The organism is Thioclava sp. F36-6 (assembly GCF_002020305.1).
Lineage (GTDB): Bacteria > Pseudomonadota > Alphaproteobacteria > Rhodobacterales > Rhodobacteraceae > Thioclava > Thioclava sediminum.
On sequence record NZ_MPZX01000001.1, the window covers coordinates 1,282,169 to 1,304,761 of the forward strand.

At 63.0% G+C, this 22,593-nt stretch carries 23 protein-coding genes; 3 read left to right on the forward strand and 20 right to left on the reverse strand.

Annotation, left to right across the window (positions count from 1 at the left end):
* Positions 1–17 precede the first annotated feature (17 nt).
* The 18 genes from BMI88_RS05905 to groES all read right to left on the reverse strand — a co-directional run bounded on the left by BMI88_RS05905 (position 18) and on the right by groES (position 16,763).
* A complete protein-coding gene (locus BMI88_RS05905) occupies positions 18–458 on the reverse strand; it encodes a hypothetical protein (protein WP_083075254.1) in 441 nt (146 codons plus the stop codon).
* Between the two features lie 140 nt (positions 459–598).
* A complete protein-coding gene (locus BMI88_RS05910; protein ID WP_078519307.1) occupies positions 599–946 on the reverse strand; it encodes a hypothetical protein in 348 nt (115 codons plus the stop codon).
* A gap of 244 nt (positions 947–1,190) precedes the next feature.
* Positions 1,191–1,616, reverse strand: a complete 426-nt coding sequence (locus BMI88_RS05915; RefSeq protein ID WP_078519306.1) for a hypothetical protein — start codon at positions 1,614–1,616, stop codon at positions 1,191–1,193.
* Positions 1,617–1,792: 176 nt separating this feature from the next.
* Entirely contained in the window at positions 1,793–1,990 is a 198-nt protein-coding gene (locus tag BMI88_RS05920) for a DUF2892 domain-containing protein (RefSeq protein WP_078539421.1), read from the reverse strand.
* 101 nt (positions 1,991–2,091) lie between these two features.
* A complete protein-coding gene (mmsB, locus tag BMI88_RS05925; protein ID WP_078546801.1) occupies positions 2,092–2,964 on the reverse strand; it encodes a 3-hydroxyisobutyrate dehydrogenase in 873 nt (290 codons plus the stop codon).
* Positions 2,961–4,007: an enoyl-CoA hydratase/isomerase family protein gene (locus tag BMI88_RS05930; RefSeq protein ID WP_078546803.1), complete on the reverse strand. Its 1,047-nt coding sequence runs from the start codon at positions 4,005–4,007 to the stop codon at positions 2,961–2,963. The genes mmsB and BMI88_RS05930 overlap by 4 nt, the downstream gene beginning before the upstream one ends.
* Positions 4,004–5,149 carry an acyl-CoA dehydrogenase family protein gene (locus BMI88_RS05935; protein WP_078546805.1) on the reverse strand — a complete coding sequence of 382 codons (1,146 nt, stop codon included), beginning with the start codon at positions 5,147–5,149 and terminating at the stop codon, positions 4,004–4,006. Before BMI88_RS05935 ends, BMI88_RS05930 begins: the two co-directional genes overlap by 4 nt.
* 127 nt (positions 5,150–5,276) lie before the next feature.
* Entirely contained in the window at positions 5,277–6,743 is a 1,467-nt protein-coding gene (locus BMI88_RS05940) for a mannitol dehydrogenase family protein (RefSeq protein WP_078546807.1), read from the reverse strand.
* Between the two features lies 1 nt (position 6,744).
* Positions 6,745–7,509, reverse strand: a complete 765-nt coding sequence (locus tag BMI88_RS05945; protein ID WP_078547308.1) for an L-iditol 2-dehydrogenase — start codon at positions 7,507–7,509, stop codon at positions 6,745–6,747.
* Entirely contained in the window at positions 7,506–8,501 is a 996-nt protein-coding gene (locus tag BMI88_RS05950; RefSeq protein WP_078546809.1) for an ABC transporter ATP-binding protein, read from the reverse strand. Before BMI88_RS05950 ends, BMI88_RS05945 begins: the two co-directional genes overlap by 4 nt.
* Before the next feature lie 12 nt (positions 8,502–8,513).
* Positions 8,514–9,344, reverse strand: coding sequence for a carbohydrate ABC transporter permease (locus tag BMI88_RS05955; protein WP_078546811.1), 831 nt, complete (start codon positions 9,342–9,344; stop codon positions 8,514–8,516).
* A 4-nt stretch (positions 9,345–9,348) separates the two neighbouring features.
* Positions 9,349–10,221, reverse strand: coding sequence for a sugar ABC transporter permease (locus tag BMI88_RS05960; RefSeq protein ID WP_078546814.1), 873 nt, complete (start codon positions 10,219–10,221; stop codon positions 9,349–9,351).
* An 87-nt stretch (positions 10,222–10,308) separates the two neighbouring features.
* A complete protein-coding gene (locus tag BMI88_RS05965) occupies positions 10,309–11,628 on the reverse strand; it encodes a sugar ABC transporter substrate-binding protein (protein ID WP_078546816.1) in 1,320 nt (439 codons plus the stop codon).
* Positions 11,629–11,765: 137 nt separating this feature from the next.
* Positions 11,766–12,713, reverse strand: coding sequence for a sugar-binding domain-containing protein (locus tag BMI88_RS05970; RefSeq protein WP_078546818.1), 948 nt, complete (start codon positions 12,711–12,713; stop codon positions 11,766–11,768).
* Between the two features lie 5 nt (positions 12,714–12,718).
* A complete protein-coding gene (locus BMI88_RS05975; RefSeq protein ID WP_078546820.1) occupies positions 12,719–13,387 on the reverse strand; it encodes an HAD family hydrolase in 669 nt (222 codons plus the stop codon).
* A gap of 71 nt (positions 13,388–13,458) precedes the next feature.
* On the reverse strand, positions 13,459–14,598 hold the full coding sequence (locus BMI88_RS05980; protein ID WP_078546822.1) for a hypothetical protein: 1,140 nt from the start codon (positions 14,596–14,598) through the stop codon (positions 13,459–13,461).
* Positions 14,599–14,766: 168 nt separating this feature from the next.
* A complete protein-coding gene (gene groL, locus BMI88_RS05985) occupies positions 14,767–16,410 on the reverse strand; it encodes a chaperonin GroEL (RefSeq protein ID WP_078519292.1) in 1,644 nt (547 codons plus the stop codon).
* Positions 16,411–16,475: 65 nt separating this feature from the next.
* Positions 16,476–16,763, reverse strand: coding sequence for a co-chaperone GroES (gene groES / locus BMI88_RS05990; protein ID WP_075774612.1), 288 nt, complete (start codon positions 16,761–16,763; stop codon positions 16,476–16,478).
* Between the two features lie 198 nt (positions 16,764–16,961).
* Between groES and BMI88_RS05995 the strand changes: the two genes are divergently transcribed.
* Positions 16,962–17,963 (forward strand): TraB/GumN family protein, encoded by a 1,002-nt coding sequence (locus BMI88_RS05995; RefSeq protein WP_078546825.1) that lies wholly within the window; start codon positions 16,962–16,964, stop codon positions 17,961–17,963.
* A gap of 141 nt (positions 17,964–18,104) precedes the next feature.
* Positions 18,105–19,025: a manganese-dependent inorganic pyrophosphatase gene (locus tag BMI88_RS06000; protein WP_078546827.1), complete on the forward strand. Its 921-nt coding sequence runs from the start codon at positions 18,105–18,107 to the stop codon at positions 19,023–19,025.
* A gap of 272 nt (positions 19,026–19,297) precedes the next feature.
* On the opposite strand, the gene BMI88_RS06005 is transcribed toward BMI88_RS06000, so the two are convergent.
* Complete coding sequence (locus tag BMI88_RS06005) at positions 19,298–20,815, reverse strand: acetyl-CoA hydrolase/transferase family protein (protein ID WP_078546829.1); 1,518 nt, start codon at positions 20,813–20,815, stop codon at positions 19,298–19,300.
* A 205-nt stretch (positions 20,816–21,020) separates the two neighbouring features.
* The gene (locus BMI88_RS06010) at positions 21,021–21,407 is read right to left on the reverse strand and encodes a response regulator (protein WP_083075284.1); all 387 of its coding nucleotides are present in this window, start codon (positions 21,405–21,407) and stop codon (positions 21,021–21,023) included.
* Positions 21,408–21,828: 421 nt separating this feature from the next.
* Here BMI88_RS06010 and BMI88_RS06015 point away from each other — a divergent pair, with 421 nt between their 5' ends.
* Positions 21,829–22,557, forward strand: a complete 729-nt coding sequence (locus tag BMI88_RS06015; protein WP_078546833.1) for a Crp/Fnr family transcriptional regulator — start codon at positions 21,829–21,831, stop codon at positions 22,555–22,557.
* The last annotated feature ends 36 nt before the right edge of the window (positions 22,558–22,593 follow it).

Genomic DNA, 22,593 nt, shown 5'->3' on the forward strand with positions numbered 1-22,593 from the left:
GGCGCAGGCGCGTCGGCTCAGCGCCGCGCGGTGCGGCCGATGACTTCCATGACCTTGTGGTCCTCCGCACCCACTTTGTAGATCACGCCGCGTACTCTGTAGTAGCGCCAGGCGCCGGTCACGATCGGCAGGTCGTAGCGGCGCAGGTTCAGGATCATCGAGTGCTGATAGACCGGGAAGTCGTCGCCGACGCTGAACTCGGGCTCCATCTGGCCTTGCAGCACCCAGCGCGCCGTTCCGTTGGTCGTGGCGACCTTGCAGAACGTGTCGCCCGTCGTGAGCGTCTTGCACTCCGGTGCGGCTTTTGCGGCGGTCTTGGTCTCGGCTGTGGCATTGCCCATGTCGATCTTGCCGCCGCGCATCACTTGGACCCCTTGCGCCGATCCTTCGGCAGAGGCGAGGGCGGGCAGGGCGCAGGTCAGCGCGATCAGGGCGAGCGGGCGTGTCACGATCCTCATCACGAAAGCCTAGCCACGCAGATGCCATCGGGCAATGAAATTGAGAATCGACGCATGTTTCTGTCCTCCAAGCTTTTGAGGACAAGAAAAAACGGGCGGAGTGGTTCCGCCCGTTCGTAACTTTCCGTCTGGACTGTGGCTCAGAAGCCGACGACGTCCGAAGCTTTGCCGATCTGGGCGATCACTTCGCCGTTCTCGGGGCTGACTTCGTAGATGTAGCCAAACGAGCGCCAGTAGGTCGCGTCAGCCTTCAGGCCGAATGCGTCGGGCTGACGGAGGCGAACGTGGCTCTCGGTGATCTGCTGGCCAACCTGCCACAGAAGGTCGTTACGAACCGAGGGCTTTTCAGCATTTGCCTGGTTTGCGACCGAGACGCTCGAAGCGAGTTTCGAACCTGCGGCGCTCATCGGACCATCTGCGAGAGCTGCCATCGGGGTAAGGGCTGCACCGATCACCGCGATCAGCGCGATACGGGGAAGATAAGTCATGCGCGTTTCCTTTCGTCTTGGTGGACCAAATGCCGCATTGCGGCGAAAAGGTCCATTGCAGATTCCGCATTACCGCTATGCACGCGTTTGTGTGCGATTGTGTGCCGGCGGTTTTGCTAGGGCGCTGAAAATGCTTAAATAAATTCTAATGGTGGTTTCAGAAAATATGAAAGACCCGCGCAAACACGCGCGGGTCTTCACTTTTCGTAACGTCATTTTGAACGTCGTTTCTGCGTTTGCGCGGTCAGTTCCCGAGGATCGAACGCGCGAGTCCGATCAATGCGAGCACTTCGCCGGTCTGACGGTCGACCTGATAGACGTATCCGTTCGAACGCCAGTAGGTCCGATTGTCGTTTAACCCGTAGCGATTCGGGTCGCGGATCAGGACGTAGTCACCAATGATCCGGTCGCCGCGACGCCAGCGGTGGTCGGCGTCTCGCCATGCGTCATCGCGCTCGTCGTCATGGCGATAGCTCTTCTTGGCGAGGCCCGGCGGGCGGCAGCCATTGTTTTTCTTGGCCAGCCCCGGCGGGCAGCCCTTGTAATTGCGCTCCGCGTGGCCGCGGTCGTTCTTCCACTTGCCGTGGCCATGCCCGTCGGCAAGGGCCGCACCGGGCAGAAGGCTCGCCCCGAGGGCGGCGGCGAGGGTAAGCTGGGTCAGGCGTTTCATGTGACCTCTCCTTTCCATAAGCGCCTCAGGCGCGTCTCGGGATATAAATGACCATACCTGCCGAGCCGTTCCATTGCGGAATCGAAACATACCTTCTCACAAGCAAGACCCCGCCGAAGACACACAGTCCTTCGGCGGGGTCCGGCTCGCCCAAGGGCGAACTTAGGTCGTAGGGGTCACTTCTTGCAGGTGTTGACGCCCAGCATCGAATAAAGCGGGCAGGTGCCCAGCAACCCGGTCGCAAGCGGGATCAACCCGATCCAGTACAGCCAGTGATAGGGGCTGGGCGGGGTGACGAAGAAGCCGATGATCAGGGCCAGCCCGATCACGATGCGCAGAGTGCGGTCGATGCCGCCGACATTGTTCTTGAACATGCAAAGCCCTTTCGGTGGTGCAGTTTCCTTTGATCTTGATACTGTTACGCAAGCTCAAGCGGCAAGGATTAACTGCGGGAGGCGCGGTGACGCGCCTCCGCTCAGCTGCGCGAGCGCTTCTCGAAACGCGGCAACATGGCCGAGAAATCGCGCCCCTTGCCGCCTTCGGCTTCCACGAAAGCCGCGTAGAGCGCGGAGGCGAGCTTGCCCATCGGCGTGTCGGCATCGGCGCTCTCGGCGGCCTGCTGGCTCAGCCGCAGGTCCTTGAGCATCAGCTCGGCCGCGAAGCCCGGCTTGTAGTCGTTGTCGGCAGGCGATTGCGGCCCAACCCCCGGCGCGGGGCAATAGGTGTTCATCGACCAGCTCTGACCGGAAGAGGTCGAGACCACGTCGAACATCTTCTCGCGGTCGAGGCCCAGCTTGTCGGCCAGCGCGAAGGCTTCGCAGGTCGCGATCATCGTCACGCCGAGGATCATGTTGTTGCAGATCTTGGCCGACTGGCCCGCGCCCGCTTCACCGCAATGCACGGCCTTCTGGCCCATCACGTCGAAGAGCGGCTTCACGATCTCGAAGCTTTTCGCGTCACCGCCCACCATGAAGGTCAGCGTGCCGTTGGTCGCGCCACCCACGCCGCCGGAGACCGGCGCGTCGAGCGCACCGAGGCCGCGATCCGCCGCCATCGCCGCGACCGCTTTCGCGCTATCCACGTCGACGGTTGAGCAATCGCACAGCACCGCATCTTCCTGCATCGCCGGGATTACTTCCTTGGCGACGTCGCGCAGGATCTGGCCGTTGGGCAGCATGGTGATGACAACCTCGGCCTCCTGCGCCGCGGCGGCTGCGGTCGTCGCCTGACCCACGCCCTCGGGCGGCGGGGCGGTGAGGTCGAAGCCGATCACTTTGTGACCCGCGGCGACCAGATTGGCCGCCATCGGCCCACCCATGTTTCCAAGCCCGATAAATGCGATTTTCATGGTGTCTCCTCCCAGATGGCCCATTCGGGGCCGAGCGGCTCCAGCATCTGCGCGACCGCCTCTTCCGGCAGCGCATCCAGAGCGTATTTCCATTGCGGATTGCGATCCTTGTCGATGATCTGCGCCCGCACGCCCTCGAGAAAATCACCTAGTTCCGCCGCACGCCAGGTAAAGCGGAACTCATGGGTGAGGGCGGCGCGGATGGTGTTCTCGGCGCGGGTCATGCGGATCAGGCGCAGCGTCGCTTCCATCGAGAGCGCGGAGTTGCGCAGCACCGTCTTGTAGGTCTTCTCGGCGAACTCGCTGCCCGAAGTCTCGAGCTTGGCGACGATCGCGGCGAGGTTTTCGGCCCAGAAAATCCGGTCGATCTCGGGGCGTAGGGCCTCCAGCTTGCCGGGCTCGGGCGAGGTACGCGGATGGGGCAGGATGTCGATATTGCCGGTCTCGATGAGTCGGGTCTTCAAATCGTCCCAATCGGCCTCGGGCACGAACATATCGGCGAACCCCGCGTACAGCGCGTCTGTCGCGTTCATCCGCGCCCCGGTCAGCCCGAGATATTCGCCCACATGGCCCGGCGCGTGCGCCAGTAGCAGCGTGCCCCCCACGTCCGGGATCAGCCCGATCCCGCTTTCGGGCATCGCCACCTGCGTGCTTTCCCCCACGATCCGGTGGCTCGCGTGACCGCCGACGCCGACGCCGCCGCCCATCACGAAGCCCTGCATGAAGGCGACGATGGGCTTGGGATATTCCGCGATCTTGGCGTTCATCCGGTATTCGTCGCGCCAGAAATCGCGCCCGGGCGCGTAATCGCCCGCGATTCCGGCCCGGTAGACGGCGGCAATGTCGCCGCCCGAGCAGAAGGCGCGATCGCCCACCGCGTCGATCACGACAAGATCGACCTCCGGGTCGTCGCGCCATCGATCGAGGGCCGCCTCGATCGCCATGGCCATGTCGTGATCGAGCGCGTTGAGCGCCTTGGGTCGATTGAAGGTCAGCCGTCCGGCGCGACCTTCTTTTCGTGCGATCATCGTTTCTTCGGTCATCCACGCTCCGCCAGCATCGCGCGACTGATGATCAGCCGCATGATTTCATTCGTGCCTTCAAGGATCTGGTGCACGCGCAGGTCGCGCACGAGCTTCTCGATCCCGTAATCGGCAAGATAGCCGTAACCACCATGCAATTGCAGGCATTGGTTTGCCACATCGAATGAGGCATCCGTCACATAGAGTTTAGCCATGGCGCAGAACTTCGTCGCATCATGGGTCTTGTTGTCGAGCTTCCATGCGGCCTGACGCAGGAAAGTGCGCGCGGATTCGAGTTTCACCTCCATCTCGGCGAGGCGGAATTGCAGCGCCTGGAACTGATCGAGCGATTTGCCGAAGGCTTTGCGCTCGCCCATATAGGCCAGCGTCTTGGTCAGCGCGGCCTGCGCGCCGCCCAGGGCGGAGGCCGCGATGTTCAGGCGCCCGCCATCGAGCCCGGCCATCGCATAAGTGAAACCTTTGCCCTCTTCGCCCAGCAGATTCTCCGCCGGAATGTGGCAATCGTCGAATTGCACCTGCGCGGTCGGCTGGGCTTTCCAGCCCATCTTGCGCTCCAGACCGCCGAAGCTGAGCCCCTTTGCGCCGTCCTCGACGACCACGGTGGAGATGCCCTTGGGCCCCGGATCGCCGGTGCGGACCATCGTCACATAGACATCCGAATAACCGCCGCCCGAGATGAACGCCTTGGTGCCGTTGAGCACCCAGCCCTCGTTCGAACGCTCGGCCTTGGTGCGTAATGCCGCCGCGTCCGAGCCCGAGCCCGGCTCGGTCAGGCAGTAGGAGAAGACCTTCTTCATGCTGACCAGATCGGGCAGCCAGCGCGCCTTGTCCTCGTCCGAGCCGAACTTGTCGATCATGCCGCCGCACATGTTGTGGATCGACAGGAACGAGCCCACTGCCGGGCAGGACATCGCCAGCGCCTCGAAGACGAGCGTCGCATCGAGGCGCGACAGGCCCGATCCGCCGTAGTCTTCGGAGACGTAAATGCCGCCCAGACCCAGCTCGGCCACTTTCGGCCAGAGCTCTTTCGGGATCGTGCCCGCCTCTTCCCACGCCTCGGCATGGGGGGCGATCTCGTCTTGCCCGAAGGCGTAAGCCATATCGAAAATGGCCTGCTGTTCCTCGCTGAGCGCGTAATCCATGAAACTCCTCCCCGAGCTCACTTTCGGCAAAGGCTCGACCTCAACCGGATGAATTGAACACCCGTTTAATTTCGAATCCTTGCGAGAGTTTTGCAAGGGGAGAGCTGGGAAGGAAGGGGGCGGGCGCTCAACCCGCCAGATAATCCGCGATCACTGAGTGCGAGCCGCGCGCCCAGACGTCGTTCAGAAGTGCTGTGAATTTCGCCACGACCTCGGCATTCTCGGCCAGATCGCCGTAAATCTCCGACATTTCCAGCCACGCGGCGGGACGTTCTTTCGCCAGCTTCGACTGCGCGACGAGGTGATCCCAGTTCGGATCGTTCGGCGCAATCTCCGCCCCGGTCTCGCTGGTGCCGTAGCAATAGCGGCACCACAGCGCGCTTTCGAGGATCAGCCCGGTGCAATCGCGACCTTGTGCGACGCAGTCGTTGATCGAAGTGATGATGAACTTCGGCTGCCGGTTCGACCCATCGAGGCACAGGCGGCGGATCGTGTCGGCCACTTCCGGGTTCGAGAAGCGATTGAGGATCAGCTGCTTGTAATCGTTCAGATCTGTCTCCGGCACCGGCGGCACGATGGGCAGAATCTCGGTCGTCTCGATCTTGTCGAGATAGGCGCGAATCTGATCGTCGGCCATGGCCTCATGCGCGTATTCGATGTCGCGCAGACCGGCGGCATAGGCGATGATCGCGTGCCCGCCGTTGAGGATCCGGATTTTCATCGTCTCGAACCGGTCGACCGCATCGGTGAAGGTCACGCCGACCTTCTCCAGCGCCGGGCGGCCTGCAGGGAAATTGTCCTCCATCACCCATTGCCGGAAGGGCTCGCAGGTGACGGGAGCGGCGTCCTCGATCCCGAAGCTTTCGGCCAATGCGCGTTCGCGCGGGCCGGTGGCCGGGGTGATCCGATCCACCATCGAGTTCGGGAAGGCGACATTGGCCTTGATCCATGCGCTCAGTTCCGGATCGGACAGCTCCGCCAGCCCGCAAACCGCATCGCGCGTGACATGGCCGTTATGGGGGACGTTGTCGCAGCACATCACGGTGAAGGGCGGCACACCCGAGGCACGGCGCGCTTTCAGCGCCGCGATGATCGCGCCGAAGGCGGTCTCGGGGGCGTCGGGATTGGCCGCATCGGCCTGAATGTCGGGATGGGTCGGGCTGAACGTCCCGGTCTTGGGGTCGATGTAATAGCCGCCCTCGGTCACCGTGAGCGAGACGATCCGCACGCTGGGCTGCGACATCGCCGCGATCAGCGGCGCATTGCCCGAGGCGACCTCGGCGAAGCCGACCATCGAGCCGATCACGCGGGCCGATTTCGCCGCCGGGTCCAGCTCGATCACACTATACAGACCGTCCTGTGCCAGCACCGCCTCGCGCATCTTCGCATCGCCCGCGCGAACGCCCGCGCCCATGAGCGCCCAGTCATGACCTTCGCCAAGCTCGAACAGATCGTCGAGATAGACTGCCTGATGCGCCCGGTGGAAATTGCCGCAGCCGATATGAACGATGCCGGGGGTGAGCGCTGCACGGTCGTAACCGGGGCGCGCCACGTCTGCGGGAAGCTCGGAGAGGGTGTCGTTGGAAAGTGTCATATCAGCTCATCCAGTTTCCGCCGTCGACATTGTAGGTCTGGGCGACGATGTATTCGGCCTCGTCCGAGGCGAGGAAAACGGCCATGCCGGCCAGGTCGGCAGCCGTTCCCATGCGACCGAAGGGGACGGACTCGCCCACCTCTTTCTTCTTCTGGCCCAAGGGTTTGTTCTCGTATTTCGCGAAGAAGGCATCGACGCCGTCCCAATGCTCGCCATCGACCACGCCGGGTGCGATCGCGTTCACGTTGATGCCGTGTTCGATCAGGTTCAGACCCGCCGATTGGGTGAGGCTGATGACAGCGGCCTTGGAGGCGCAATAGACCGCCACCAGAGCCTCGCCACGCCGCCCGGCCTGAGACGCCATGTTGATGATCTTGCCGCCACGGGCTTGCGCGATCATCTCTTTCGCCGCCGCCTGCATCATGAACAGCGTGCCTTCGACATTGATCTTGAAGACGCGGGCGTAATCCTCGTGGGTGATCTCCACGAGGGGGGCGGCGGTGAAGATCGCGGCGTTGTTGATCAGGATGTCGATCCCGCCCGAGGCGCGCATCTTCTCCATCGCGGCGTCGATGCTCGCCGGGTCGGTCACGTCGAGCTTCAGTGCGACCGCGCCGATCTCGGCTGCGGTGTCTTCGGCCCGCGCGATGTCGATATCGCCGATCACGACCTCGGCCCCTTCCGCGATGTATTTCTCCGCGAAGGCGCGGCCGATCCCGCGCGCGGCGCCGGTGATCAGGGCGCGTTTGCCTTTCAGTCGCATCAGATTGCCTGCCCTTGCGCGTCGAATTTGTGAAGCTGGCTCAGATCGGGCGTCAGATAGACCGTGTCGCCCGCGTGCAGGCCGATCTCGCCGCCGCCGCGCACGTTGATCAGGCCATACTCGGTGTCGACATGCAGGAAGGTGTCCGATCCCAGATGCTCGGAGACGCCGACAGTGCCTTTCCACGCGCCTTCCGTGGTCGAGACCTCGATATGTTCGGGGCGGATGCCGATGCTGTCGGCCCCGTATTTCGCGGCCTCGTCGCCTTCGATGAAGTTCATCTTGGGCGAGCCGATGAAGCCCGCGACGAACTTGTTGCGCGGGGTGCGATAGAGCTCGAGCGGCGAGCCGACCTGTTCGATGCGGCCAGCCTGCAGCACGACGATCTTGTCGGCCATGGTCATTGCCTCGACCTGATCGTGCGTCACATAGACCATCGTGGTCTTGAGCTTCTGGTGCAGCTCGGAAATCTCAAGACGCATGTTCACGCGCAGCGCCGCATCAAGGTTCGACAGCGGTTCGTCGAAGAGGAACGCCGCCGGTTCACGCACGATGGCACGACCGATCGCGACCCGCTGACGCTGACCGCCCGAGAGCTGGCCGGGACGGCGGTCGAGATAGTCGGTCAGGTTGAGAATGCGCGCGGCATTGTCGACTTTCTCCTTCGCCGCCGCCGGGTCGAGCTTCGCCATCTTCAGCGGGAAGGCGATGTTCTTGCGCACCGACATATGCGGGTAGAGCGCGTAGCTTTGGAACACCATCGCCAGACCGCGTTTGGCGGGGGGCAGTTCGGCCGACGGTTGACCGTTGATCTCAATCTCGCCGCCGGAGACATCTTCCAGACCCGCGATCAGGCGCAGAAGGGTGGATTTACCGCAGCCCGAGGGGCCGACGAAGACGACGAACTCGCCATCGTTGATTTCCAGATCGAGCGGGGGGATGACCTCGACATCGCCGAAGGCCTTGCGGACGCCCTTGAGGGTTATTTGTCCCATGGGTTTAGCTCCTTATTTCACGGCGCCGAAGGTCAGGCCACGTACCAACTGTTTCTGGCTGAACCAGCCGAGGATCAGGATCGGTGCGATAGCCAGCGTCGAGGCGGCAGAGAGTTTCGCGTAGAACAGCCCTTCGGGGCTGGAATAGGCGGCAATGAAAGCGGTGAGGGGGGCGGCTTTCGCCGCCGTCAGGTTCAGGGTCCAGAACGCTTCGTTCCAGGCGAGGATCACGTTCAGCAGAAGCGTCGAGGCGATACCGGGCACAGCCATCGGGGTGAGCACGTAGAGGATTTCGCCCCCCAGCGTCGCCCCGTCCATGCGCGCGGCTTCGAGGATGTCCTTCGGGATCTCCTTGAAATAGGTGAAGAGCATCCAGATCACGATCGGCAGGTTCATCAGGCAGAGCACGATGACCAGACCTGTCCGGGTATCCAGAAGCCCCCAGTCGCGGAACATCAGGTAGATCGGGACGAGCACGCCCACCGCGGGCATCATCTTCGTGGACAGCATCCACATCAGCACGTCCTTGGTGCGCTTGCCCGGGACGAAGGCCATGGCCCAGGCCGAGGGGATCGCGATGACCAGCGCCAGCAGGGTGGAGCCGAACGAGATAACCACCGAGTTCATGAAGTGGCGGAAGTAGTTCGACCGTTCCTGCACGACATTGTAGCTGTCGAAGGTCCAGGCCGAGGTCAGCACGTCCCACGGGGCCTTGATCGCGTTGCCCTCGGTCTTGAACGACAGGATGATCGTCCAGAGGATCGGGAAGAAGATCACGAAGGCCAGCGCCCATGCGATCACGGTCATGATCACGCGGCGGCGGTTGGAGATTTTGCGCGCCATTGGATTACGCCTCCAGGTTCTTGCCGATCATCCGCATCAGGAAGATCGCGACAATATTTGCGAGGATCACGGCGACCACACCGCCAGCGGCGCCTCCGCCCACGTCGAATTGCAGCAGCGACTGGACATAGACGAGGTAGGTGAGGGTGGTGGACGCGTTGCCCGGGCCGCCATTCGTGGTCACGAGGATTTCCGCGAAGGTGGACAGCAGGAAGATCGTTTGAATGAGGATCACGACGGTCGCGGCGCGCGCGAGGTGCGGCAGCATGATGTAGAAGAACCGCGACAGCGCACCGGCGCCGTCCATCTCGGCGGCCTCCAGCTGCTCGGAATCGAGCGATTGCAGCGCGGTCAGCAGGATCAGCGTCGCGAAGGGCAGCCACTGCCATGCCACGATAATGGTGATCGAGAGCATCGGCGCATGGGCGAGAAAGTCGTAAGGTTGCAGCCCTATCGCCTTGGCGAGATAGGCAAAAATGCCGTTCACCGGATTATAGAGCATGTTCTTCCACACCAGCGCGGACACGGTCGGCATGACGAAGAAGGGCGCAATCACGAGGACTCGCACGATGCCTTGGCCGAAGATCGGCTGATCGAGCAGCAGCGCGAGCAGGATGCCACCGAAGACGGTGATCAGAAGCACGCCCCCCACCAGTACCAGCGTGTTGATCAACGCGGTGAAGAAGGCGGGATCGGTCAGGAAGTAATAGTAATTGTCCCAGCCAACGAAACCGCCCTGACCGGGCATCAACAGGTTGTAGCGCTGGAACGAGAACCAGATCGTCATGCCCAATGGCACTGCCATCCAAAGAAACAGCAAGATGACGGATGGCGAAATCATAAGGCGCGCGGCAGAGCGCGAGGCTTGCGTGGACATCGGTCCGGCTCCGGTTATCGGGAGTTGCAAAAAGAGGCACGGGGCGGTCAGACCCAAAATGACCGCCCCGGCCAGGGAGGGGCCAGGTTACTTGATGTAACCGGCCTTCTTCATCTCACGCTCGGTCAGGCTTTGTGCGTTTTGCAGCGCCTGATCGGCCGAGACTTGCCCTGCGAGAGCCGCCGAGAACTGCTGGCCGACAGCGGTGCCGAGGGCCTGGAATTCGGGGATCGCGACGAACTGGACGCCGGTGTACGGCACGTCGTTCACCGAAGGATGCTGCGGGTCAGCCGCGTCGATCGACTTGATGGTCAGATCGGCGAAGGGGGCCGCTTCTTTATACTTCGGGTTGTCGTAGAGCGAGGTACGGGTGCCCGGGGGAACGTTCGCCCAACCTTCTTTCTCCGCCACGAGCTCGGTGTAGTGCTTCGAGGTCGCCCATTCGATGAAGGTCTTGGCGGCGTCTTCCTTCTGGGTACCAGCCGGGATCGCCAGCGACCACGCCCAGAGCCAGTTCGCGTTCTTGTCGACGCCTTCCTTGTGCGGAGCCATCGCGAAGCCGACCTTGTCAGCCACGGTCGAGTCCTGCGGGTTGGTCACGAAGGAGGCTGCAACGGTCGCATCCATCCACATGCCGCACTTGCCCTGCTGGAACAGCGCCAGGTTCTCGTTGAAGCCGTTCGACGAGGCACCGGGCGGGCCGTAGTTGTTCATCAGGTCGAGATAGGTGGTCAGGGTCTCTTTCCACGCTTCGCCGTCGAATTGCGGTTTCCAGTCCATGTCGAACCACTGGCCGCCCATCGAGTTGTTCATGGCGCTCAGGAAGGCCATGTTCTCGCCCCAGCCGGCCTTGCCGCGCAGACAGATGCCGTAGACTTCATTGTCCTTGTCGGTCATCGCTTTGGCGGCTTTTTCGATGTCGGCCCAGGTCGGCTTCTCGGGCATTTCCATCCCGGCCTTTTCCATCAGATCCTTGCGATACATCACGAAGGAGCTTTCGCCGTAGAAGGGCGCGGCATAGAGCTTGCCGTCGACCGTCAGGCCCGAGCGGATCGCGGGCAGCAGGTCGTTCACGTCATAGCTGTCGGGCATGCCGTCGAGCGGCACGAGCCAGCCCTGCTTGCCCCAGATCGGAACCTCGTAGGTGCCGATGGTGAGCACGTCGAACTGACCGCCCTTGGTAGCGATGTCGGTGGTGACCTTCTGGCGCAGGACGTTCTCTTCCAGCGTGACCCATTCGACTTTGATGTCGGGATGCTCGGCGTAGAAGTCGTCCATCAGGCCCTGCATGCGGACCATGTCGCCGTTGTTCACGGTTGCGACGGTGATGGTGGTCTCGGCAGCCGCGGCAGTCGCAAGCGCGCCAAGAGCACAGGCGCCCATGAGCGCCCGGATCGTGTAAGTCATAGATTTCCTCCCTTGAGCTTTGAGCATATGCCCAAACTGTGAGAAAATATTCACAAACACGACCTAAACTGTCAATCGAGAATTCCTGCGATGTCTTGATTAATTGTTAACGCTGACAGTAACGCCTTGTTTCGGCGTCAGTCTTCCAACAGGGCCTGGGCCGTCGGCTCATCGGTCACGAGCCCGTTGAGAAGCCCGCCTGCGAGGGCTGCACGAATCGCGACCAGTTTCGATGGGCCGGCTGCGATGCCGATCACCGGCGCCTCGCGCTTGGGCTCGATCCGGAACGAGCCGAAACGCGTCGTGGTGGGAGTGGTGATGTAATTGCCCTGCGCGTCATAGAACGAGCCCACGAGCTCGCCCACGCCACCCGCGGCACGCAGCTCCTCCAACTCGGCCAGGGTGACGAAGCCGTCCTTGTAGACCGGTGCGTCCTCGCCCAACTGACCGACGCCCACGAAGGTCGCATCCGCCGCCGCGGCAAGCCGCTGCACCGCCTGCACCGGCTTGAGCTTGTCAAACATGGCGCGCTCTTCCACCGTCTCCGAGATCACCGGCACCAGCATCGGGTAATGCGGCAGGCGCAGCTTGTCGGCCATACGCATGATGACGTCATAGAACGAAGCCGAGCCATCGGGCGCGATGTTACCGATCAGCGAGACGATCTTATGCGCGGTCGCGGGGCGCTGCATCACCTCGTTCACCATCGCCGAGAGCGAGCGCCCGGTGCCGAAGGCGATCACCTGCGGCTCGGAGCGTGCGAGGATGCGTTCGAGAAGCGTGGCCGCGAAGGCCGCAGTGGCCACAGAGGGATCGCCCCGTTCGCCCAGCGAGGGCGCGACGCGCGCCGTCTGCAGCCCGAAGCGCCGGATCAGCGCCGCTTCCAGTTCCAGACAGGCCCCGATCTTGTGCTCGATGCGCACCCGCACCAGCCCCTCGGAGACCGCGCGGCTCACCAGCCGCTGCGCGCGCTGGCGCGAGACGCCCAGCTCGGCGGCGATCTGGTCCTGCGTCATTCCGCCGACATAATAGAGCCATCCGGCCCGTGCCGCCTCGTCATCGCGCGAGGTTTCGGCGTCACTCATACGGTTCACGAATCTTTCTCCCTAGTCGGCTCATTCTGGAAGAACTCGGTGAAATGCGCAAATTCGCGATGCGGCTGCGCGTCCTCGGGCGGGGTCAGATCGCGCCCGGCCAGATGGCTGCCGCCGGTGAAGCGCCACACTTCCATTCCCGCCGCAAGCCCGGCGCGGATGCCGTTGAGGCTGTCCTCGATTACCAGCGTGCGGGCAGGGGCCGCGCCCATCGTCTTGGCCGCATGGAGGAACAGATCGGGGGCGGGTTTGCCATGCGCGACCTCGCTTGCCGTGAACAACCGGTCGCCCACCAGCTTGCGCAGCCCCGCGATTTCCAGCGAGCGTTCCGCGCGCGGCTGGCTCGACGAGGTGGCCACGCACCACGGCACGTCCAGCCTCTCCATCACATCGGCCACGCCCGGCATCACCTGCAACTCGCGCTCGAACGCGTCCAGAAGCCGCGCGCGATACTGCGCCTCGAATTCCTCCGGCAGATCGAGCCCGAATTCGTAGCGGATCTGCTTCATCACGGTGGGGTAGGACCGTCCGAGGAAATGCCGCGCGACATAGTCGAGGTCGATCGACACCCGCAGCTTGGCCAGCTCGTCGATCAGCATCTGCGCCGAGATGATCTCGGAATCGATCAGCACCCCGTCGCAGTCGAAAATCACCAGCTCGGTCATGGTTCCTCCCCCTGTCCTTCGCGCAGCGATAGCGCGCGAAAGCGTGGATGGCCAGAGCCGGGAGGGGGCTGTCAGGCTGTGGCGCCTTGCGCACCGATCCCGGTCACGCGCAGCACGATCGCGCCCGCGCCGAACAGGAAGATTGCCATCATGCCGAGCCAGCCGACCCAGGGGATAATGCAGATGAGCGCGCCGATCACGGCGCCGCCGAAGGCGGCGAGCGCGCATTCTCCATTGGTGACGGGATGGCCGCGCCCGATCAGATCATGCGCCCAGGCGCCGATGACCCAGATGCCCACGATATAGCCGCCGAAGCCCAGCACCAGCACCCCGAGCAGCGAGAACGGAATAAGCACGATGCCGATCACCGTCATCGCGAGCAGCAGGATCGACCCGACCAGCGCCGAAAGCCCGATGAAGCCTGCAAGCCCTGCGCGCAACGGATGGGCGAGGCTGCGTTGGCGCATCCTGTCCATGAAGCCCGGCGCGAAGACGGCAAGAAGTGTGGTCACGATCCCGACCACGAGCACGCCGCCCAGCCAGTCGCGGGTCTCGATGAGGTAATTGCGCTCCGGGGCTGCGCGCGTCTTCGCCTGCTCGAACTCCTTCGCCTCATGGATGCTGACCCGATCGGCCGGGGCGACGCTGGTAGGCACGCTCACGTCGCCGGGCGTGTCGGTGTAGACTTGGACCTTGCCTGTGACCGTCGCGCCATCGCCCCAGGTGACGGTCTTTGTCCCCAGCACCAGATCGCCCGAGATCTCGGTGTCGATCTGCGCGTCGTCGGCGCCGATGATCACGCTGCCCGCGACCGGCGCCTCTAGCCGGACCTGCTGGCCCATCGCGCGCAGGTTGCCCGAGATCGGCCCCTTGATGGTGAGCGCCTGACCCGCAAGCGTGGCGGAGCCCGCCACCGGGGCGTCGAGGTCGATATCCTGTCCCGCCGCGTAGAGATCACCGCCCACCCGCGCGCCAATCACGATATTCTGGCCCGCGAGATGCGCCGCGCCGGTGATCGGGCTGCCCAATGTCACATGCTGACCGGCGGCGAAGAGGTCGTGGATGTTCTCGCCCGTGGCACTCACGGTGCGGCCCGCGAGATAGGCGTCGCCGCCGAAGCGCCAGTCTTGAGTTTCCTCAGCCGTTGCGACCGAGGCGGCCAGCGCGACAGCGAGGCAGGCGAGGGATTTGACGAGGAAATTGCGCAACATGACCGGGGCCCTCCAGTGAAATTGACGTGGGGAAGTATAGCGCCATTCGTTCGCGGCCCCGTGACATAGCTCAATGCGCGCATGAAAACCTGCGATTTTCGCATGTGAAAAGGGGCGCCCCTTTCGGAGCGCCCCTTCCCATTAGATCCCTGAAGCGGGAACGGCTGATTACATCATGCCGCCCATGCCGCCCATGCCGCCCATGTCGGGGGCACCGCCAGCGCCTTTCGGCTCCGGCTTCTCGGCGATCATCGCTTCGGTGGTGATCAGCAGGCCAGCAACCGAAGCCGCGTCTTCGAGCGCGGTGCGGGTCACTTTCGCCGGGTCGATCACGCCGAACTCGAACATGTTGCCATATTCTTCGGTCTGCGCGTTGAAGCCGAAGTTCAGGTCGTCGCTCTCGCGGACCTTGCCGGCCACGACAGCACCGTCCACACCGGCGTTCTCGGCGATCTGACGCAGCGGCGCTTCGAGAGCGCGCTTGACGATCGCGATACCGGCTTCTTGGTCGGAGTTCGCACCGGTGAGACCGGCGAGCACTTTCGCGCCCTGCACGAGGCTGACGCCACCGCCGACGACGATGCCTTCCTGAACGGCCGCACGGGTCGCGTTCAGAGCGTCGTCCACACGGTCCTTGCGCTCTTTCACTTCGACTTCGGTCATGCCGCCGACGCGGATGACAGCAACGCCACCGGCCAGTTTCGCGACGCGCTCTTGCAGCTTCTCGCGGTCGTAGTCCGAGGTGGTTTCCTCGATCTGGGTGCGGATCTGGCTGACGCGCGCTTCGATCTCGGCCTTGTCACCAGCGCCTTCGACGATGGTGGTGTCGTCCTTGGTGATGGTCACCTTCTTGGCGGTGCCCAGCATGTCCATGCCGACGTTCTCGAGCTTCATGCCGAGGTCTTCCGAGATCACCTGGCCGCCGGTGAGGACAGCGATGTCCTGCAGCATGGCCTTGCGGCGGTCGCCGAAGCCCGGTGCTTTCACGGCTGCGATCTTCAGGCCGCCGCGCAGCTTGTTGACCACGAGGGTCGCGAGCGCTTCGCCTTCGACGTCTTCACCGATGATGAGGAGCGGCTTTTGCGACTGGATGACCTGCTCGAGGAGCGGGACCATCGGCTGCAGCGACGAGAGCTTCTTCTCGTGGAGCAGGATGTAGCAGTCTTCGAGTTCCGCGACCATCTTGTCGGGGTTGGTCACGAAGTAGGGCGACAGGTAGCCACGGTCGAACTGCATGCCTTCGACGACTTCGACTTCGGTCTCCATGCCGCGGGCTTCTTCCACGGTGATGACGCCGTCATTGCCGACTTTCTGCATCGCGTTGGCGATCATCTTGCCGATGGCTTCTTCGCCGTTCGCCGAGATGGTGCCGACCTGAGCGACTTCGTCCGAGTCCTTGACCGGGCGAGCAGCGCTCTTGATCGCGTCGACGACTTTCGAGGTCGCGAGGTCGATGCCGCGCTTGAGGTCCATCGGGTTCATGCCCGCGGCCACAGCTTTCAGGCCGTCCTTGACGATCGCCTGAGCGAGCACGGTGGCGGTGGTGGTGCCGTCGCCAGCCTCGTCATTGGTACGCGAGGCGACTTCTTTCACCATTTGCGCGCCCATGTTCTCGAACTTGTCCGAAAGTTCGATCTCTTTGGCGACCGACACACCGTCCTTGGTGATGCGCGGCGAGCCGAACGACTTTTCGATCACGACGTTGCGGCCTTTCGGGCCCAGCGTGACCTTCACCGCGTCGGCGAGGATGTTGACGCCGTCGAGCATACGATCGCGGGCGTCGGTGGAGAATTTCACGTCCTTGGCTGCCATGTTTGTTGGCTCCTTGACTGAGTTGTTCTTGGGAAATCAGGGGGTCTCGGTAAGGGCAGGGCGCCTTACGAGATGATGCCCATGATGTCGCTTTCTTTCATGATGAGCAGCTCTTCGCCGTCGAGGGTCACTTCCGTGCCCGACCACTTGCCGAAGAGAACGCGGTCGCCAGCTTTGACGCCCGGTGCGATCAGCTCGCCCGATTCCTTGCGCGCGCCGTCACCCACTGCAACGACTTCACCCTCTGCGGGCTTTTCTTTCGCGCTGTCGGGGATGATCAGGCCACCCTTGGTTTTTTCTTCGCTCTCCACGCGCTTGACCAGCACACGGTCATGAAGCGGTTTGAATGCCATCTGGGTCACTCCCTAAAGGTTCCAGGTTCGAAAACTTTTAGCACTCGTCACTGGTGAGTGCTAACGATGGCGGAGTTAGTCATTGGGGTGGGCGGGTGTCAATAACCGGATGACGAATTTTTTGCGTCAATTCGAGCGATCCGGGCGCGGCGATTTCGCCTCTATGCGGAATGCAGATCGCGTGGCACTCTCGCCGTCATGAAACTCGCCACGTTCCTTCGGCCGCTGCTGGCCCCCGCGCTCTCGCTCTGCCTTGCACTGCCCGCTTGGGCCGAGTGTCGCGGCAAGAATATTTTCGATGCGCTGCCCGCAGCTGAGCAGGCGGCGCTGACCGCCGAGGCCGATTCCGCGCCCTTCTCTCGCGGATTGCTGTTCTCTGCAACCAAAGGCGAAGAAAAGATCACGCTGGCTGGCACTTACCACCTTCCCGATCCGCGCCATGACACGCTCGTCAGCGCGCTCTCGAAGGCGCTCGACGATGCGTCGCGGCTTCTGGTGGAGGCCGGTCCGGACGAGCAGGGGAAGCTGGAATATGCGATCAAGACCGACCCGACGCTGATGTTCTCGACCGGCAAGACGCTGCCGCAGATGATGTCGGAGCAGGACTGGAACATGACCAAGGCGGCGCTGGCCGCCCACGGGATGCCCGCCTTCCTCGCGGCCAAGATGCGGCCCGCTTTCGTGGCGATGACGCTCTCGCTTCCGCCTTGTGCGACGGCCGAGCTTGCGAAGGGGCAGGGTGGTCTGGACCTGCAGGTGATGACCGCGGCCGAGGCCGATGGCGTGCCGGTCGAGGCGCTCGAGCCGTGGGATACCGTCTTCAAGCTCTTCAACGGGATCACCGAGGCCGAAGCGCTGGAGATGCTGCGCGCGGCGGTGATCGGCGCGCCCCTGGCCGACGATATGGGCGTGACGATGGGCGATCTCTATTTCCGGGGCGAGCCGCGTCTGATCTGGGAACTGGCGCGCTATCAGGCGGTCGCGGCGGGCATGGATGCCGACGAGGTCGAGCGCCAGATGAAGCTTTCCGAGGACCTTTTGATGGTGGCGCGCAACCAGAACTGGCTGCCCGAGATCGAGGCAGCGGCAGAGGATGGCCCGGTCGTCGTGGCGGTGGGCGCGCTGCATCTGTCCGGCGAAGAGGGGCTGTTGCGTCTGCTCGAAAAGGACGGCTGGACGATCAAGCGGCTCGATAGCTGATCAGTTGAAATGCCGCCTTTGCGGGGCGCCCGCCCAAGGTTCGGCCGCGCCCCTTTCCGCATTGCCAGACCCCTAGGTGACAAGCCCATACACAGCGCCTATAACCTGCGCCGACAGATGATTATCCGAGAGGATCTCCCCATGACGATCAAGGTTTTTGGCCATAAGGCTCCCGACACCGACTCCACCGGCTCGCCCATCGCCTGGGCGTGGTATCTCAATGATGTCAAAGGCACTCCGGCCAAGCCCTGCCTGCTGGGTGAGCCCAATACCGAGGCCGCTTTCGTCATCGAGCATTGGGGTCTCGACAAGCCCGAGATCATCTCTGACGTGGAAGAAGGCGAGGACGTGGTCGTCGTCGACACCAACAACCCCGCCGAGCTGCCGAGCGGCATCAACGCGGCCAACGTCATCCAGATCATCGACCACCACAAGCTGACCGGCGGGATCGAGACCAAAGGCCCGATCGACATCACGATGCGCCCGCTCGCCTGCACCGCGACCATCCTCTACGATCTGATGGGCGACGACGTGGCCAAGGCCCCGCGCGGCATCAAGGGCGCGATGCTCAGCTGCATCCTGTCGGACACGCTGGAATTCCGCTCGCCCACGACCACCGATCACGACCGGGCCGTCTGTGACGCGCTGGCATCGGATCTGGGCATCGACATGCACGAGTTGGCCGAGAAAATGTTCGAGGCGAAATCGGACGTCTCCGCCTTCACCGATGCGGAACTGCTGCGGATGGATTCCAAGGAATACCCGGTCGACGGCACGAGCTTCCGCGTCTCCGTGCTGGAGACCACCGCGCCGAAGATGGTGCTGGACCGGAAGGCCTCGCTGATGGCCTCGATGGAAGAGGTCGCGAAGGAAGACGGCGTCGATCAGGTGCTGCTGTTCGTGATCGACATTCTGAAGGAAGAGGCGACGCTGCTGGTGCCGAACGATCTGGTGAAGGGCGTGGCTGAGAAGAGCTTCGACACCACGGTCGAGGGCGACACGGTGGTGCTGCCGGGCGTGATGAGCCGGAAAAAGCAGATCATTCCGTCGCTCAAGGTTTGAGCCTTTCGGGATTGGAATTGGGTAAGGGGCGTCTGGTCGGACGCCCCTTTTTCGTTTGGTCGGGTAGAAGGGCGCTCGCCGGTCCGTGGGGTGGCGTGGCCTGAGTTTTGAACGAAGGCGCTTTATGCCTGCCAAGCCTCCCACAGTATGAACGATGTGTGCGGGTGGCAATGCGCCAGCCCGTCGGGACGGACCGGCGCGCGCCCTGCGCCTTCGGCGCGTTCCGCGCGCCATCGCAAAGCCCCCGAGGCTCGGGCGCTGCCCTCAGCCCCTCACGCCTCCATGGTCCCCGTTTCCACAAACCGCTGGTGCCAGCTCAGCGCCTCGCCCAGCAGGTTCGGGGCGTGATTGGCGAAGCTGCCTTTCTTCGCGCGCTCGAAATAGTCGCGCAGCATCGGGCGATAGGCGGGATGGGCGCAGGTCTCGATGATCGTATCGGCACGCTGCTTCGGAGACAGCCCCCGCAGATCGGCCAGACCCTGCTCGGTCACGATCACCTGCACGTCCTGCGCGATGTGATCGACATGGGCGGCCATCGGCACGATCGCGGAAATCTTGCCGCCCTTCGCCACCGAGGGCGTCATGAAGATCGAGACATAGCCGTTGCGCGCGAAATCGCCCGAGCCGCCGATGCCGTTCTGGATCTTCGAGCCCATCACATGGGTCGAGTTCACGTTGCCATAGATATCCGCCTCGATCAGCCCGTTCATCGCGATACAGCCCAGACGGCGCACCAGCTCGGGATGGTTCGAGATTTCCTGCGGACGCAGGATCAGCTTGTCGCGGAAATAGGCGGCGTTGTCGTTGAAATACTGGGCTTTCTCGGGCGAGAGCGAAAACGCCGTGGCCGAGGCCATGCGCAGTTTGCCCGCCTCGATCATGTCGAGCATCCCGTCCTGAATTACCTCGGTGAAGGCGGTCATCTGGTCGAAGGGCGCCTCGATCAGCCCGGCCATCACGGCATTGGGCACATTGCCCACGCCCGATTGCAGCGGCAAGAGCCCGCGCGGCAGGCGGCCCTGTTTCACCTCGTTGCCGAGGAAGTCGAGGATATGGCCCGCAATCGCCTCGGCCACCGCATCGGGCGGGCTGAAGGGCGCGTTGCGGTCGGGCGCGTCGGTCTCGACCACGGCCACGACTTTCTCGGGGTCGACCTCGAAATAGGTTTGCCCGATCCGGTCGTCGGGTTTCACCAGCGGGATCGGCACGCGGTTCGGGGGCAGGGCGGTGCCGTAATAGATGTCATGCATCCCCTCCAGCAGCGGCGATTGCCAGCGGTTCACTTCGAGGATGATCTTGTCGGCACAATCGAGCCAGGTCTTGTTGTTGCCGACCGAGCTCGACGGGATCAGCTTGCCGTCCTCGGTGATGCCTGAGATTTCGATCACCGCCGTATCCAGCTTGCCCATGAACCCCATCCACGCCATCGGCGCGACCTGGCTCAGGTGCATGTCGAAATATTTCATCTGACCCGCATTGATCCGCTCGCGCGCGATCGGGTCGGAATTGTAGGGCAGGCGGAATTCGATCCCGTCGGCCTTCGCCAGGGCACCGTCCAGCTCGGGGCCCGTCGAGGCGCCTGACCAGATCTTGACCTTGAAGGGACGGCCCGCCGCGTGCTCGGCCTCGATCCGCGCGGCCAGCGCCATCGGCACCGCCTTGGGATAGCCCGAGCCGGTGAAGCCCGACATGCCGATGGTCGCGCCATTGTCGATCAGCTCTGCGGCCTCTTCGGCCGACATGACCTTGGCGGCGAGCCCGGCATGGGCTTTGCGGATCGTATGGTTCATGGACAAGCGCCTCCTTCGCGATGGTTCGGTCGCGATGGCGCGGAACGGGGCTCCTCTCTGCCCCGCATGGCCGCGCGACCTCGTGTTCCGCTGACGAGGAACGCGAGGATGCGCGGGATGTCCATGTTTGGCAGGTATGCGCCGAGTGCATAACAAATGTCACAAAGCGCATGGCATATCGATCTCAGCGCCAAGGGCGCAGAGATCAGGCTTCGGCAAAACCCATGGAAATCAGGGCATTGGCGAAATCGTCATTGGTGAAGGGCTTTATCAGCATCTTGCCTTCGGGAAACCCGTCCATCATCACGGATTGTTCATCATATCCGGTCGAGTAGAGGATCGGCACCGCACGTTCGCGCAGCGCCTTGGCGGCTTCCAGCGAGGTTTCGTCGCCAAGATTGATGTCGAGCAGCGCCATCGAGATGTCATTGCCGCCAGCGATATGGAGCAATGCTTCTTCGACAGTGCCGAAGATGACCACATCGCGCGCGCCGAATTCGCTCAGCATCGCGGCCGCATCATAGGCCACGATCATCGCGTCTTCGAGCACCAGCGCGGTGCCGTCGATCCGAGGGGGGGAACAAAGAGTCACGAGGACCGCCTAGCCGCGAGGCGGGCACCGCTTACGCGGATCTCGCTTCGTTCGTGTTGGAAAATCCGGGGCATCAGCTTCCTGTCCTTGCAGATTACTGCATTTGGAGGGGGGATAGGATCGGGATCGATCCGACGTCAGTATAACGCTTTTAGGCTTCAGCCCGATTGTCGGTGCGCTGAGAGGCCTCTTGGTCCTTAGTGCACCTCGTAATCTCCGGGGTCATTTAACTATGACATACTGCTGCAAAGCGTCTAGCTGGCATGAATCCCACAGGGCTGCCTGTTACACAAGCGATCGTGAACATGCGGGGCGCAGATAGTGAGGGAAATAAGGGGAAATACGGAATCCACCCACGAAATTTGAAAGGAACCTGCCACGGTCCTTCGCGTTGCCTTATGACGTAAAAGTGAGCCAAGGCATGACACGCAACTTTAGAAATTGTCCCTTCGTCGATAATCCCGCCTTCATGGCGCCCGATGCGCACGAGGAAGCAATCGCCGAAGCCGCCCGCGCGGGCGAGCTACGGATGCCCGCAGGGCAGACCGTCGTGATGGAAGGCAACGAGCCGCAACGCTTCTTCACGTTGATCGAAGGCCAGGCCATGCGTTACCGGATGCTGGAAGACGGTCGGCGCCAAGTGCTCAATTTCCTCTTTCCCGGCGATCTGATCGGCCTCGACGCGATCATGATGGGCATGGCCTCGCACACGACCGAGGCGCTGACTCCGGTAAAGCTCAGCGTTTTCGACCGTAAACAAGTGTGGGAGCTTTTCTCGAAGATGCCGCAGCGTGCGATGATGCTGACATGGCAGGTCGCGCGCGAGGAGCATTTCCTGAGCGAGGCGCTGGTGACGGTCGGGCAGCGCTCTGCACGTGAAGCGCTCGCATGGGCCTTCGTCACTCTGTTCGAGCGCGGATCGCAGACCGGGCTGGTGCGCGACGGCAAGATGCCGTTCCCGGTGCGGCAGCAGGATCTCGCGGATGCGCTCGGGCTATCGCTCGTTCACACCAACAAGACACTTGCCCGTCTGAGGTCCGAGGGGCTCGTAAGATGGGCGCAGGGGATTCTCGAATTGCCCGATCTCGAACGGCTTGCCGATATAGGAGTCGTCGAGCTCGGGGCCGGGCCACCGCGCTACTATTTATAGTCGCGCAGGAGAGTGGCGGAATTCCTCAGTAACGCT

Bases quoted from the DNA above. Each gene is read 5' to 3' on its own strand.
- groES (WP_075774612.1), bottom strand. From the start codon at position 16,763: ATGGCATTCAAACCGCTTCATGACCGTGTGCTGGTCAAGCGCGTGGAG.
- BMI88_RS05935 (WP_078546805.1), bottom strand. From the start codon at position 5,149: ATGGATTACGCGCTCAGCGAGGAACAGCAGGCCATTTTCGATATGGCT.
- BMI88_RS05960 (WP_078546814.1), bottom strand. From the start codon at position 10,221: ATGTCCACGCAAGCCTCGCGCTCTGCCGCGCGCCTTATGATTTCGCCA.
- groL (WP_078519292.1), bottom strand. From the start codon at position 16,410: ATGGCAGCCAAGGACGTGAAATTCTCCACCGACGCCCGCGATCGTATG.
- BMI88_RS05975 (WP_078546820.1), bottom strand. From the start codon at position 13,387: ATGACCGAGCTGGTGATTTTCGACTGCGACGGGGTGCTGATCGATTCC.
- BMI88_RS05915 (WP_078519306.1), bottom strand. From the start codon at position 1,616: ATGAAACGCCTGACCCAGCTTACCCTCGCCGCCGCCCTCGGGGCGAGC.
- mmsB (WP_078546801.1), bottom strand. From the start codon at position 2,964: ATGAAAATCGCATTTATCGGGCTTGGAAACATGGGTGGGCCGATGGCG.
- BMI88_RS05930 (WP_078546803.1), bottom strand. From the start codon at position 4,007: ATGACCGAAGAAACGATGATCGCACGAAAAGAAGGTCGCGCCGGACGG.
- BMI88_RS05955 (WP_078546811.1), bottom strand. From the start codon at position 9,344: ATGGCGCGCAAAATCTCCAACCGCCGCCGCGTGATCATGACCGTGATC.
- BMI88_RS06015 (WP_078546833.1), top strand. From the start codon at position 21,829: ATGACACGCAACTTTAGAAATTGTCCCTTCGTCGATAATCCCGCCTTC.
- BMI88_RS05910 (WP_078519307.1), bottom strand. From the start codon at position 946: ATGACTTATCTTCCCCGTATCGCGCTGATCGCGGTGATCGGTGCAGCC.
- BMI88_RS05965 (WP_078546816.1), bottom strand. From the start codon at position 11,628: ATGACTTACACGATCCGGGCGCTCATGGGCGCCTGTGCTCTTGGCGCG.
- BMI88_RS05980 (WP_078546822.1), bottom strand. From the start codon at position 14,598: ATGTTGCGCAATTTCCTCGTCAAATCCCTCGCCTGCCTCGCTGTCGCG.
- BMI88_RS05995 (WP_078546825.1), top strand. From the start codon at position 16,962: ATGAAACTCGCCACGTTCCTTCGGCCGCTGCTGGCCCCCGCGCTCTCG.
- BMI88_RS05905 (WP_083075254.1), bottom strand. From the start codon at position 458: ATGAGGATCGTGACACGCCCGCTCGCCCTGATCGCGCTGACCTGCGCC.
- BMI88_RS05970 (WP_078546818.1), bottom strand. From the start codon at position 12,713: ATGAGTGACGCCGAAACCTCGCGCGATGACGAGGCGGCACGGGCCGGA.
- BMI88_RS06005 (WP_078546829.1), bottom strand. From the start codon at position 20,815: ATGAACCATACGATCCGCAAAGCCCATGCCGGGCTCGCCGCCAAGGTC.
- BMI88_RS05950 (WP_078546809.1), bottom strand. From the start codon at position 8,501: ATGGGACAAATAACCCTCAAGGGCGTCCGCAAGGCCTTCGGCGATGTC.
- BMI88_RS06000 (WP_078546827.1), top strand. From the start codon at position 18,105: ATGACGATCAAGGTTTTTGGCCATAAGGCTCCCGACACCGACTCCACC.
- BMI88_RS05920 (WP_078539421.1), bottom strand. From the start codon at position 1,990: ATGTTCAAGAACAATGTCGGCGGCATCGACCGCACTCTGCGCATCGTG.
- BMI88_RS05940 (WP_078546807.1), bottom strand. From the start codon at position 6,743: ATGACACTTTCCAACGACACCCTCTCCGAGCTTCCCGCAGACGTGGCG.